Genomic DNA, 12,856 nt, shown 5'->3' with positions numbered 1-12,856 from the left:
CGAGCCTGCATTTGCTAGCGACACACCCAATGATCGTTGCGGCTTAGAGCGAGCCGTCTTGTTCCAACATTTCTTTGTATTGATCTCGTTCGCGACGAGTCGCTTCCAAGTCAAAGATCAGATACTTCATGTCCAAACGCAGTTGCGACAGGGCTTCTTGAACCAAGTTCAAAATTCGACGACGGCGAGTGCTGCACTCGACCACACGAGCCAAAGCGGGTGCAACCGCGTCCCGGTAGCGTGCTGGCAAGGCGTCGATGGCGGCAGCCATTTCTTGCAATTCAACAGGAGTTTCGTCGTTGATTTTGGCGGCGTTGTTGGCAGCGATCTTGGTCATAAAAGTGACTTTCCTTCGAGGGCGTCAGGGTGTGGGACCAAACCAGCGAGTGGTTGCTTGTTTGGTGATAGCCATCCATTGCACTTGCGGTGCCGGCTGCCTGCCGACACGACGTTGTGATCCCGAACTCTTTACGGGAAAAGCACTTACGGTTTTTGGTGATGTGTGTTGCGTTTTCGCAACGTGGCGTTCTAGCAACACACTTTCGATCTGGCTTTCCTGCCCAAGACTTGGTATCCCAAGCACTTAGGTGCGTTTCGGGGGATCAACCCGTAGTTGGGGAGGTTTCGCAACTTGATGTTGCGTTTTCGCCTCCCGGTCACTTGCAAGGGATTGTTCCCTTGGCTCCGAAGGTGGTCAACGTTCAATTCGACTTGCCGACACGTTTGCAGAACTTCCCGCGATGGCTGAAACGGCTAGGAAAAGTATTCCGATGCAGCCCCGAGTGAATCGGGCGCGTCTCGACGGCGCGCACACATCTTTCAGCAAGATCGCTACCAAATTGCGATACCTCGGAACGGCCACTTGGGCGAACGTTGCCTCGGTCTTGGTCGCCATCGCGTGCTCGCTGACGATGATGGATGTCGCAACGGCGCAGCTGATCGATTCACTTGATGCGTACCCACCGCGCTGGTCACTTCATGAAAGTGATTGCGATGCGAAAGTCGCTGACCAAGGTCACGAAAACGATCCATCCGCCGAAGGTGGCGTTTGCGAAGCGATCTCGCTGGTAATGGGACACGGCACACAAGCCATCCTCGTTTACCCGATCGAACCAGTCCGACCGATCGACGAGCTCTCTGCGATGGTCTCGGTCAAAGGTCTCAACACAGGGATCCAAGTCGGATTCCGAGTTCGGTTCCCCTACCTCATCGATCCGGAAACGCGTCGCCCCGCTTCCGTCACCATCTTCGGATCCCAATATCGACGAGTTGGTGAGTTTCAACGTTTGGGCGTCAGCGCCATCACGGCTCCTCTGCGTCTGAAGATCATCGCCCTACGCAACGAGTACGGCATCCAAGCGGACGTGTCAGCTCCTTATGTCGACGCGGTCGTCGTCAACGCGTATGGCAAGCCCGGGAATTCCACGCTGCGTTTGGACGATCTTCGCGTCAATGCGATGGTCCCCATGACTGAACTCGACAGTTCACCTCATTCAACCACCAACGCCAACCGAACCCCGTTGCAATCCTCGTCTCGGATGAACATCGATCTGAGTCTGATGCAGGGTCAACGTCGACCGAAGCTATCCGACTCACCCACCAATGGTCGGTCGCTCATATCGCCAGCCGACCAACCGGCGTTTCCAATCGGACGCGTCACTCGAATCATTCAGTACAACAACGAGCCACTCAGCTGGATTCGTTCGCTGGGGTTCGATGCCATTTGGTTGGCCGAACCTCCCACCGCAGCGATCTTATCCGACGCGATCGCGCATCGCGTCCGCATCTACGCTCCGTGCCCGACCATTCCAGATCCCAAACTAGAACCGTTGCTCGAACCCGTTGCGGGTTGGGTCGCGGCTCCGGGCACAGCCATGGACAGCCACCACCGCGAAGAAATCGCTGAGAAGATCGCTCGGTTGCGCGCCTTGCCGCGGCGTTGGCAACGACCGATCGTTGGCTCGCCGGTCGAGGACTTCCGGCACTACGGAGCGATGCTGGATGCGGCCGTGTTGACGGCACCGCCGCGGATCCGTGCTCTTTCCAGTCAAGCGATTCGTACCGAACGCGCACAACAACAATTTCGCTTGGGCGGCAAACCCATCGCGATCAGTGTCCTCGGGATGCCCAACGCCGCCTCGATCGCCCAATCCAACGCAATTGCAAACCAGATCGGCACTCCTCCCACCGAAACATTTGCTTGGCAACCGATGTGGCGTGAAGTCGCTGATGCGATGGCCGATGCACCGTCGGCGATCCTTGTTCGATCGACGCGATCATTGGCTTCCGGCGAAACGCTCGACCAAAACCGCGGCATGGCGATCAGCTTCATCAACCGCTTCGTCGCCTCGCTTGAAAAATGGGTCTCCACCGGCACGCCGGACACCACTCCCGTTCCGGTCGGTCCGTACTACACCGCTCATCGTCTCGCCAGCGGTTCCACGACCTTCCTGATTTGCACCTCAGCAATGGTCCGTGGAACTCGAATCATGGGCGGCGACGGGAAGACCCTTCGCATTGATTTGCCCGCCTTTGAACAGGGCAAACTGATGTGGCGGTTGACGCACTTCGCAGCCGAGCGCATCGAACCCGAAACAACCCCGCAAGGCACCTCGATCGAAATCGTGTCGCCCGATGTGGTTGAGGTCATCGCGATTAGCGACCAAGTTTCAGAAGGCGGTCAACTCGCATCGTCGCTGTCCAAGTTTTCACAACAAGCCTCCTTGGATCGTTGGCAGTTGGCTCGCGATTCGATCGAACAGTCCAATACAGCTTGGGCACGGGCCGTCGCCGCTCGGGCCGTTTCTCGTGATGCGCCCAACGATTTGCTCGAAGTCGCACGCAGCACGATCAACAATTCCGAACGCATGGTTCGCAGTAATGATGCGCAATCCGCTTTGCGATTGGCCGCCCGTGCGGACGCTTGGTGCATGAAGGCCAACTGGATGCTTTGCGATGCTTTTCGCGAAGACCCGTACGGCATCGTCAGCAGTCCGCCGATCGACGCAGGCAACTACGAAACACAAATCGCTTGGTCGCCGTTGTTGAACTCCGGCTTGGCGACCACTTCCGTTTTGAAGATGCCACCGATCGGTGACACACGCGGTCGATCACGTTGGGGAGTGAACCTGCTCAGTGGTGGCGGAATGGATCGCCCCGACAGTCTGCAAACCGAGGGCTGGACCTTTGGTCGCCGTCATTCAGAGTGGGCGGAAACCACGGCCGAATGCGTTGACCGTGGCGTCTTCCACGGCACCGGAGCGTTGACCGTTCGGGTGATTCCCAAACGCGATGACCCGTTGCCCGGCGGCTACGAAGGCACTGCCCTACTTGTCCGTAGTCCACCGATCTTTGTCGAACCCAACCGAGCCGTTCGGATCGACGCCGTCGTCCGCACGCTTGGTTTTGGCGGCCCGCATCAAGGATTGCTGATGTACGACTCGCTCGGCTCGCAAGAACTCGGCGTGCTCATCAGCGACCGGCCGGATTGGACGCCCGTGACCCTGTACCGTCAAACGGTCAACGACGAACCCATCCACGTGATGTTTGAAGTCCTCGGCGGCGGCGAAGCGATCATCGACGAGATCCAAGTTCGAGCCTGGGAAACCGACGCCAACCCGCTCCCCGCCATGCGTCCCATCTCGCACCAATCCGAGTAGTACGCCCTTCTCCAGCGTCCCGCTTGAGAACGGAAGCGAATATGTAGCCGACGGAGGCTTCTCTGTCGGCCCGAGCGCACCCAACCACAACAAGCGACTAGCCTCACCAGCAACCCGAGGCAACGAACCTACCCGGCTGTCTGCAGCACCACACATCCGTTTTTGCCGACGGAGGGCCTCCGTCGGCTACTTGATTGCCGGATCGCCTCGTCCGTCAGTGAAACAACCGTTTGTGAAGCCAAGACAGCTGCCTGTCGTTGCGAATGAGAAAGCGATGAACACAAGCTCTCACTCGTGATTCTTCATCTCTTGATACATGTTGTATCGCTCGGGAAACGCGACTTCTGTCTTCGTCGCCCAAGCCTCCCAGGCCGCAACCATCCGATCACGCCGCTCCGATTCCGCGGTCGACAAATCGCTCAGCTCCGTCCGGTCGTCCGCGATGTTGTACAACTCCCAAGGCTTCTTGTACTCACGAACCAGTTTCCAATCCCCATCGCGCATCGCCGCGTTGCCTTCATGCTCGAAGAAGATCGGCGTGTCATGGATCGGTTGCTTGGCAGCTTCTAAATCACCGGTCAAAGCATTCGCGAGCGAACTGCCTTGGCACGGTGGAACATCGCCTGGCATCTCCGCCTCGGCCAATTCCACGCATGTCGCCATGATGTCCGGCAAGTAAGCCGGTTGTCTCACGAACGAGTTGCGGCGTGACTCAGGGATTCCGCCGGGCCAATGAGCGATCAAAGGTGTGTTCGCACCGCCCTCGTGCAAAAAGTGTTTGTACAAACGGAAAGGCGTGTTGCTGGCGTTCGCCCAAGCCAATCCTTGACGCACACCGTTCGTCGTTTCCAAAGGCGGATTGCGGACCATGTTCTCGTCCCCAAAACCCAAACGCCCGCCTTCCTGACAAGCACCGTTGTCTGACAAGAACAGAATCAGCGTGTTCTCGTACTGGTCGATCGATTTCAGATGAGAGACCAACTTCCCGATGTTTTGATCGATGTTGTCCACGCACCCGGCGTACGCTGCCATGATCGCATCCAAATCATCTCGTTTCTTCGCTTTCAATGAATCCCAAGCCGGCCCAACGTGGGGCGCCGGTTGCAATGATTCACCGAACAGCCCGATCTCACGTTGCTTGGCCTGCCGGGCTTTCATCACCGCTTCCCAGCCATCCGTATAACGCCCTCGGTACTTCTCGAAGTCCTTCACCTTCGCGTTCAACGGCCAGTGAGGAGAGTTGTAAGCGAGGTACAAGAAGAATGGCTTGTCGTCCGCCCTCCTCGCGTCGCTGATGTAGTCACAAGCAATGTCGGTGAATGCATCGGTCGCGTAGAAACCATCTTCCGTCTCTACATCCTCATTCCCGTCAGTCATCCCGCGATCACCGCCGGGCTTGAAGTAATTGAATGCGCCGCTGATCCCGCCATAGAAACGATCGAACCCACGTTGCATCGGCCAATCATTTTGATTGACATGCCCGAGGTGCCACTTCCCCGTCATGAACGTGTGATAATCCTGAGACTTCAACACCTGGGGAATCGTCACGCAGGTTTCGTTCAGATGACCTTGATAAGCCGGCGGAGCGTTCAGCACTTTTCCCGGAGGAGCGGTCATGTGCCCGATCCCGACTTGGTGCGGATGCAACCCGGTCAACAAACTCGCTCGCGTCGGACAACATCGACCAGAGTTGTAGAACTGGGTAAATCTCAGCCCATTCTCTGCTAACGCATCGATGTTCGGTGTTTCGATCTCGCTGCCGTAGCACCCCAAGTCGGAATACCCCATGTCGTCCACCAACACCAATACAATGTTGGGCGGTGATGTCTCTTTGGAAAACGCTTGCGAAGACGCGACGACGACAAACAAACAAGCGAAAAGGGAACGGCAAATTCCCATGGCAACACGTTTCATGCTGACTCAATCAATCGGTGGGGAAGAAAATGGGCGGGAAGGGAGAATCCTCCCTTAGTCAATCGTTCGGGCAGTTTCGGGTACGATCCGGCATCAACCGAAACGCCCCCGTCACTCCTCGCCGGCCAGCCATTGTAAACTAGCGACGACTCAGATTCTTTGTCACACCGCCATTTATGCTCTCCGACCTCTGAATTTCAATTTCAGCACCATGAACCAACTCCTTGCACGCTTCGCGGCCGTCCTGTTCCTGGCCATCACAACCACTTACACCTGCCACGCGGAAGACTTCCCGTCGGAACGTGTGGAGCAGATCGTGAAGCAGGGCATCGACGCCAACAAATGTCCCGGAGCAGTCGTGACAGTCGGATTCGACGGACAAACGGTCTATCAATCCGCGTTTGGAAATCGCCAGGTTCAACCAAGTCAAGTTCCAATGACAGTCGACACCGTCTTCGACCTTGCGTCGCTCACGAAGCCGATCGCGACGGCCAACAGCGTGATGATGCTGGTCGATCAAGGCAAACTTTCCGTCGACGATCCCGTCAGCAAATACCTTCCCGAATTCGCTGGCCAAGACAAAGAATCCGTCACGATCAAACACTTGCTTCTGCACACCTCAGGTTTGATCCCCGACAACGGCATGTCGGACTACCGGGGCACTCACGCCGAATCGATCGACAACCTGATGAACCAGAAACTTCGCAGTCCTCCGGGAACGCGATTTCGATACTCGGATGTTGGCTTCATGGTGCTCGGCGAATTGGTCGAGCGAGTCTCGGGGAAGCCTCTGAATGAATTCGCACAAAAAAACATCTTTGAACCACTCCAGATGAAGCACACCGGCTTCCGCCCGGTAGGAGAGAATGACGATCAGTGTGCGACGACCCAACAACGCGACGGCCACTGGATGCGAGGCGAAGTTCATGATCCTCGTGCCTACGCTCTGGGCGGAACTGCCGGTCACGCGGGATTGTTCAGCACCGCGGACGACCTCTCCATCCTTGCAAACGTCTTGGTCAATGCGGGCCAGTCCGACGACATGGATTTGTTTTCACCAGCCACTTTCGATGCCATGACAACGGGCGTCGAAGTGCCCGGTTCTTCGCCCGATCGAGTTCAACTGCGGAGCCTGGGCTGGGACAAGCAATCCGGTTACTCTTCCAACCGGGGCAAGTCGATGACCGACGCCGCATTTGGACACGGCGGCTTCACCGGCACTGCTATTTGGATCGACCCGGAACTGAAGTTGTACGTCATCTTCCTCAGCAATCGTGTTCACCCGAACGGCAAAGGCTCCGTCAATTCGCTCGCGGGCGAAATCGGAACCATCGCCGCCGACTGGGCCGCCCAGCAACTTTCGTCCTTCAGCGAATCACCCGCATCAGGTTCAATCGAAATCGAACAATGAATCCACCAATCGCTCCCAACGTTGATGATTCGCAGCTGATTTTCGCGACCGGCGAATGCTCTCTAGGGCAAGTCTTGATCGCTGGGACTAGCGACGGAAATTCCAAAACGCGCGTGAGCTACTTGGCTCTCGGTGATGACCGGGAAAGCTTGCTCATTGACTTGGCCACTGCACACTCAAACCGAAAACGGGTCGAAACAAAGTCCGTTTTCCAAGCCGAGCTTGCCGCTGCCATCGAATTCATCGAACAACCGGCCGAACCACTCCGTCTGCCAGTCAATCTGTTTGGCACTGACTTTCAGAAACAGGTCTGGACCGAGTTGGCGCAAACCGAGCCTGGCGAAACGGTCACCTACCGAGAACTTGCCGACCGAATTGGCTCACCTGGATCCAGCCGCGCCGTTGGCGCCGCTTGCGGCCAAAACCAAATCGCTCTGGCAATCCCCTGTCATCGTGCCGTGCGTTCGGACGGCAAGGACTCAGGCTTTCGTTGGGGCTTGGACCGCAAACGAGAACTCCTGCGTCGAGAGAAGAAAGTGAGCGGTGGAAGTGTCGAACCAGCGAACAACCAGCTCCACCTCGCCGGATTCGAAACCACACCAGCTGAATCACTTTCCGTAGCCAGGACGACGCGAACACAGCCATGAGCCCATCGACAACAGGCAGCGGATTCAGTCTGAAGGATCAACTCTTCAATCGCGACCGCGTGAACTACCTCAGCAGTTTATTCCAAAACGCGGACAGCAACTTCGATGGCAAAGCTTTCACGCGCCAGTGCATGCGAGGCCTTTTGGACCTCGAGTTGAAACAGCGGATCGTCCACATCGCCGGCGTCCTTGAAACTCATCTTTCCGATGACTTTGCCACCGCAGCCACTCAAATTCGAGAGGCCCTGCCGCCGCCGCTGGATCCCAAACGAACCGACGACGACTTCGGCGACTTCATCTTCGCTCCGCTTGGGGAATTCGTCGTTCGCAACGGGCTCGAGCGGAAACAGCTGCGACACTCGCTAAAAACTCTCAAAGCCATCACGATGCGATTTTCAATGGAGGACGCCATCCGCGCCTTCATCGACGCTCACCCGGACGCGACGCTCGCCGAACTCTCGAAGTGGTCGTCGGATTCCAACTATCACGTCCGCCGTTTAGTCAGCGAAGGCACACGACCGAAATTGCCCTGGTCGCGTCGGCTAACCATCGACGTCACCACTCCGCTGCCATTCCTCGAAACACTACACGCCGACCCGACGCGGTACGTCACCCGATCGGTCGCCAACCATCTCAACGACATTTCCAAATCGCATCCCGAACTCGTCCTCCAAACCCTTCGCGGATGGAAATCGTCTCAGTGTCAAACACCCAAAGAGCTGGACTGGATCAGTCGCCACGCGTTGAGAACCTTGATCAAACAAGGTCACTCCCCCGCGTTAAAGTTCCTCGGTTATCGCGACAACCCCAAGATTGAAGTCTCTGATTTTGAACTCAAGACAGGCGAACTTCGGCCGGGCGACACAATTGAATTCTCATTCACCGTCTCGGCTGAACGAGCGGAATCACTGATGATTGATTACGTCATCGACTTCGTCAAAGCCAACGGAACGACAGCTCCCAAAGTCCACAAGCTCAAGAGCCTGCCACTCGGAAAAGGCGAGTCGGTCTCACTGACCAAACGTCACCGACTGCACGCCAACGCAACCACGTACACACTCTATCCCGGCCGGCACGCGGTCACTTTGCAGATCAACGGCAAACCATACGGCACGCTTCCATTTGATTTGTTCGCCAACAGCGAAGCATGATGTGAGAAACAAACGACACAACGAACAGTTGATTCCCAACACCGACCGTGCCCAGACGTTGAACGGTTGAAACCTCACGGCCTGCGAAGCCATAAAAAGCCCCCGGCCAGCATCCCATGTAGCCGACCGAGGACCTCGGTCGGCATGAGCGTAAACAATCAAAGCAACCGTCCAATCTCCCCCAGCAAGAACGCTTGATTGCCGACGGAGAGCCTCCGTCGGCTACTTGTTGCGTGACAGTCGGGCTCGGCTCCAACGAAAGCCTGAACAATCACTCATCACCCGCAAAACGAAATGGCGTACCGCCGATGACTTGGTCGCTGGTGATCGTCGGGCAAACGTATCGCTCGATGTGCGAAATCACTCGCCGCGTCCCTTCGAAGTGACTGACGTAGGGCCACATCTTTGGGTTGTACATCGAGTCCGTCATGTCTCTCATCAGCACCACATTCTTTCCATTCTTTGCCATCTGACGAAGCCCAAACGGTCGACCAAGCACGCACATGTTCGTGTGAACGCCCAATAGGATGACGTTGTCGATCTTCTTGGACTCCAGAATGTTCCAAACCTCGTCACCTTGATCGCCAATGAAATCAGCTGAGTCATCGATTTCGATTGTTTTCAGTTGACGCTTCCACGGCTGCTTTGGATCTCGACCGATCGACTCCAACTTCGCCGCCCAAGCCGCGTGTTCTTCGGGATCGTCGTCCTCGCCACCATCGGATTGATCCACCGGATACTTGGCATCTTCTTCCGCAGGAATGGTGTAACACCACGCACCAATCTCGTCGGGCAGATTGCTCGCGAGAGGTGCTTCCATCGCACGTTTGCGACCTGCTGTGTTTTTGTAGAAATCGACGCAGCCACTCGGAGCGTGAATGATGGTCACACCGCGACGCCTCGATTCAGCAATGACCTCATTCATCGTCGGTGCCATTTCATTCAGGCGACCGACCGCGTTGAAGCAGTGGTGATAGTCCCACACGTCACAAACGATGATTGCGGTCTGAGTCGGATCCCAAGTCACTTCGTCGTGCTGAATGACAAAATCTCCGGCATCCGTTTTCGATTGGGACTGAAGCTTGAACTCCAAACCCGACTGCGCAACCGCACACCGGCCGAGCAACACGCCGATGAACAAAGCAACCGATGCGAAACTTTTCGCCATCCGACGTCTCCAGATTGAAGGGTGAGTTTGCCTTCATCCTAATCATCTTCGAACTGCGACAGGGCCAACCTGGGCAACGTCTCGCAGCTAAAATATGAAATCGCCCACCAACCTTGCCCGTCCCGAAGGACGCATCCCAATGCTTCGCTGTTGTCTCTGCTGCTACCTGATCGTCCTTTCAGCGATGCTCGCGCGAGGTGCGGAACCATTTCACGTTTTCGCACCTTCACCGCCTACTAATGAAATCATTCAGTGGATGGTCACAAGCCAAGACAGCAACGTCTCATTCCAACGCCAGAGTTCGCTTGAACTTCCCTTCACACCCTCCATCCTCGCGTGGCAGCAAGACCACCAGCGATTGATCGTCAGTTCGGGTGCCAAAGGTGTCCCGACATCCGCGACCATTCAAGCGACCGCATCGGGCGAGATGCAGTTGATCGCAACGTCGTCACTGGATCATCCAACCGGCTACACCAGCATCGATCGCAGTGGGAAATTCTTCCTGGCCGCCAACTATCGCAACGGGATCATCGCAGCCTATCGGATCCAGGACAGCGGCCAAGTCGGAGAACTCACTTCATCTGTTGTAACGCCGAACACAGAAGCTCATTGCATCCTGACAACGCCAGACAATCAATTTGCCTATGTCCCGTGTGTCAAAAACAACAACGCGTTGTTCCAATTTCGATTCGATGCAACCACGGGCGGACTGGTCCCTCTGCAACCATTCAATGCTGATCCCCCCGCAATGTTTGGCCCACGCCACGCGGCCTTTCACCCATCGCTTCCAATCGTCTACTTCAGCAATGAACAACAACTCGGTGTCAGCGTCTATCAGATTCAAGAAGACGGACAACTCACCGATATTCAACATGCGATCACGCTGCCGCGTCGCACACCGTTCGTTCATGGAAAACGTGGCTTGCATGCGTCCGATTTAGTGCTCACTCGCGATGGAAAACGCTTGTTCGTCGCCGTCCGCGATTTCGTGAGCGACCAAGACAGCGTCTTCACCTTCGACGTCAACGTGGAAGGCAAACTCAGCCTGGTCGCTCGTTGCCATGTGGGCGACATCCCATGGAAACTCGACCTGTCTCCAGACCAAAAACTGCTCTTCGTCAGCGAAACCGGTGATCGTCGCTTGTCCGCTTATCGCATCGCCCGCAATGGCGAACTCACCGAAGCAGCCCAACTCGACTGGAACCTCGCTGCACGTGACTTGGTCGTCGCTCCCTGAACAACGACAAGAGATCCAATGTTGCTCTCTTGCTAGAACAGCATGTTATGCGAACCTTCGAACCAGCATTGTGTCTGCCTAGCAATCGCAGTCCCCGAACAAGTCAATCGTCATGTCAGAGCCGATCAAGTTTTACAGCACCGCGGACGAATACGGTGAATTCTCCAACTTCGCGGGGTATCCGATTCAAATCGGAAAGAAGATTTGGCCAACGACGGAGCACTACTTCCAAGCAATGAAGTTCCTGGAAAAGTCTGATCAAGAAGAAATCCGGAAAGCGAATTCGCCCATGCTGGCGGCAAGGATGGGACGAGACCGAAAACGGACGCTCCGACGCGACTGGGAATCCGTGAAGGTGAACGTCATGCGGGAAGCTGTCATGGCGAAATTCACGCAACACCACGAACTACGTGACTTACTACTGGCGACAGGCGACGCGAAAATCATCGAGCACACAGCAAACGATGACTACTGGGGCGATGGGGGAGACGGCAAAGGAAAGAACATGCTGGGCCGGATCCTGATGGACACCCGAACCAAACTGTTAGAACTTCGCTGAATGGCGAGACGCTGTTCTGTCGCAGGCGGGCAAGACAACGCAGCCAACGGGAGCGAACCCGCGTCTGCGTACCAACCTGGCCAGTTGGCTCACTTGATGGCCAGCACCGCATCGACGGGTGCGCCGGTGACTTGGCCGGTCACGTTGCTGAAGCCTGCACGGCGTAAGATTGCTTCGTATTCCCCGAGCGTTCGTTCACGGCCTTCGGTGCAAACCAACATGTTGAGATCTTGCATCTGCCCCCAATCCGGCCCGCCACGATTTTCTTGGATCAGAATCTCCGCGAGCAGCAAACCACCGCCTTCCGGCAACCGGTCATAGATTTTCGCAAGCAAACGATCAATCTTTTCGTCGGACCAATCGTGCAGGATCCGACCCAGCGACATCAAATCGGCTTCGGGAAGTTCATCGGCGAAGAAATCCCCCGCCGTCACATCGATCCGATCGGAAACGGATGACTGAGCAACGATCTCTTTGGTCAGCGGAATCACATCGGGCAGATCAAACACGGTCGCGGTCAGTGACTCGTAGGCTTCGCAAGCTGCGATCGGCAGGTGACCGGTGGCTCCGCCAAGATCGACCAAGTGCTTGAACGGTGACAAATCAACGGCGCGGACCACCTTCGGCGAACTGATCACGCCGTAGCCATGCATGCCCATCAAAAACTCTCGCATGGCAGCATCATCGGCGAAGAAACTGCTGAAAATGGGCTGGTCCCAACCGTAGGCATCTTTCCAACGATGTGATCCTTCGCGAATAGCGTTTTCGAAGTGGGACCACAGCTTCCAGCTCACATCGTTGCTGAATTTGATGTAGCCGGTCATTCGGTTCGGACTGGTCGTCGTCAGCAATTCCGAAGCCAGTTTGGTGTTGCGATACGACTGCGATTCGCGCGAAAGCAACTGCATCCCGACCAGCCCATCGAGCAAGCGATTCATCGCCGCGGGATCGCACTTCAGGTCCGCTGCCAACTCTTCCGCCGAACGAGGTTGATCGTCCAGCCGGTCAAAGACGCCCAATTCAACCGCGGCAAACATGACCTTCGAGAATCGAAAGCCGTTGATGTACTGAAGGACTGGGGTGGGGTCGACTGGCATGAACTGGGAGGGA

Annotated in this window: 10 protein-coding genes; 6 read left to right on the top strand and 4 right to left on the bottom strand. The window is 56.2% G+C overall.

The genetic code is table 11. From position 1 onward, the window contains the following. Positions 1–43: 43 nt before the first annotated feature. Complete coding sequence (locus tag CEE69_RS03575) at positions 44–337, bottom strand: transcriptional regulator (RefSeq protein WP_099259372.1); 294 nt, start codon at positions 335–337, stop codon at positions 44–46. 445 nt (positions 338–782) lie between these two features. Between CEE69_RS03575 and CEE69_RS03565 the strand changes: the two genes are divergently transcribed. After that, entirely contained in the window at positions 783–3,659 is a 2,877-nt protein-coding gene (locus CEE69_RS03565; protein ID WP_233214585.1) for a hypothetical protein, read from the top strand. Between the two features lie 288 nt (positions 3,660–3,947). On the opposite strand, the gene CEE69_RS03560 is transcribed toward CEE69_RS03565, so the two are convergent. Then, positions 3,948–5,573: an arylsulfatase gene (locus tag CEE69_RS03560; protein ID WP_099259370.1), complete on the bottom strand. Its 1,626-nt coding sequence runs from the start codon at positions 5,571–5,573 to the stop codon at positions 3,948–3,950. Between the two features lie 211 nt (positions 5,574–5,784). Between CEE69_RS03560 and CEE69_RS03555 the strand changes: the two genes are divergently transcribed. The 3 genes from CEE69_RS03555 to CEE69_RS03545 are packed head-to-tail and all read left to right on the top strand — an operon-like array spanning position 5,785 to position 8,782. Next, on the top strand, positions 5,785–6,984 hold the full coding sequence (locus tag CEE69_RS03555) for a serine hydrolase domain-containing protein (protein WP_099259369.1): 1,200 nt from the start codon (positions 5,785–5,787) through the stop codon (positions 6,982–6,984). After that, a complete protein-coding gene (locus tag CEE69_RS03550) occupies positions 6,981–7,631 on the top strand; it encodes a methylated-DNA--[protein]-cysteine S-methyltransferase (protein WP_099259368.1) in 651 nt (216 codons plus the stop codon). Before CEE69_RS03555 ends, CEE69_RS03550 begins: the two co-directional genes overlap by 4 nt. Continuing rightward, positions 7,628–8,782 (top strand): hypothetical protein, encoded by a 1,155-nt coding sequence (locus CEE69_RS03545; protein ID WP_099259367.1) that lies wholly within the window; start codon positions 7,628–7,630, stop codon positions 8,780–8,782. The genes CEE69_RS03550 and CEE69_RS03545 overlap by 4 nt, the downstream gene beginning before the upstream one ends. Positions 8,783–9,053: 271 nt before the next feature. On the opposite strand, the gene CEE69_RS03540 is transcribed toward CEE69_RS03545, so the two are convergent. Continuing rightward, positions 9,054–9,950, bottom strand: a complete 897-nt coding sequence (locus CEE69_RS03540) for a cysteine hydrolase family protein (RefSeq protein ID WP_099259366.1) — start codon at positions 9,948–9,950, stop codon at positions 9,054–9,056. 94 nt (positions 9,951–10,044) lie between these two features. Between CEE69_RS03540 and CEE69_RS03535 the strand changes: the two genes are divergently transcribed. After that, on the top strand, positions 10,045–11,187 hold the full coding sequence (locus tag CEE69_RS03535; RefSeq protein ID WP_099259365.1) for a lactonase family protein: 1,143 nt from the start codon (positions 10,045–10,047) through the stop codon (positions 11,185–11,187). A gap of 112 nt (positions 11,188–11,299) precedes the next feature. Beyond that, complete coding sequence (locus tag CEE69_RS03530; protein WP_099259364.1) at positions 11,300–11,746, top strand: NADAR family protein; 447 nt, start codon at positions 11,300–11,302, stop codon at positions 11,744–11,746. 89 nt (positions 11,747–11,835) lie between these two features. Here CEE69_RS03530 and CEE69_RS03525 read toward each other — a convergent pair whose 3' ends face one another. Next, positions 11,836–12,843 (bottom strand): class I SAM-dependent methyltransferase, encoded by a 1,008-nt coding sequence (locus CEE69_RS03525; RefSeq protein ID WP_099259363.1) that lies wholly within the window; start codon positions 12,841–12,843, stop codon positions 11,836–11,838. Between the last annotated feature and the right edge of the window lie 13 nt (positions 12,844–12,856).

This window comes from Rhodopirellula bahusiensis, from assembly GCF_002727185.1.
Classification (GTDB): Bacteria; Planctomycetota; Planctomycetia; order Pirellulales; family Pirellulaceae; genus Rhodopirellula; species Rhodopirellula bahusiensis.
Note: the sequence above shows the minus strand (reverse complement) of the source record. Positions and strands in the feature narration are given on the sequence as shown.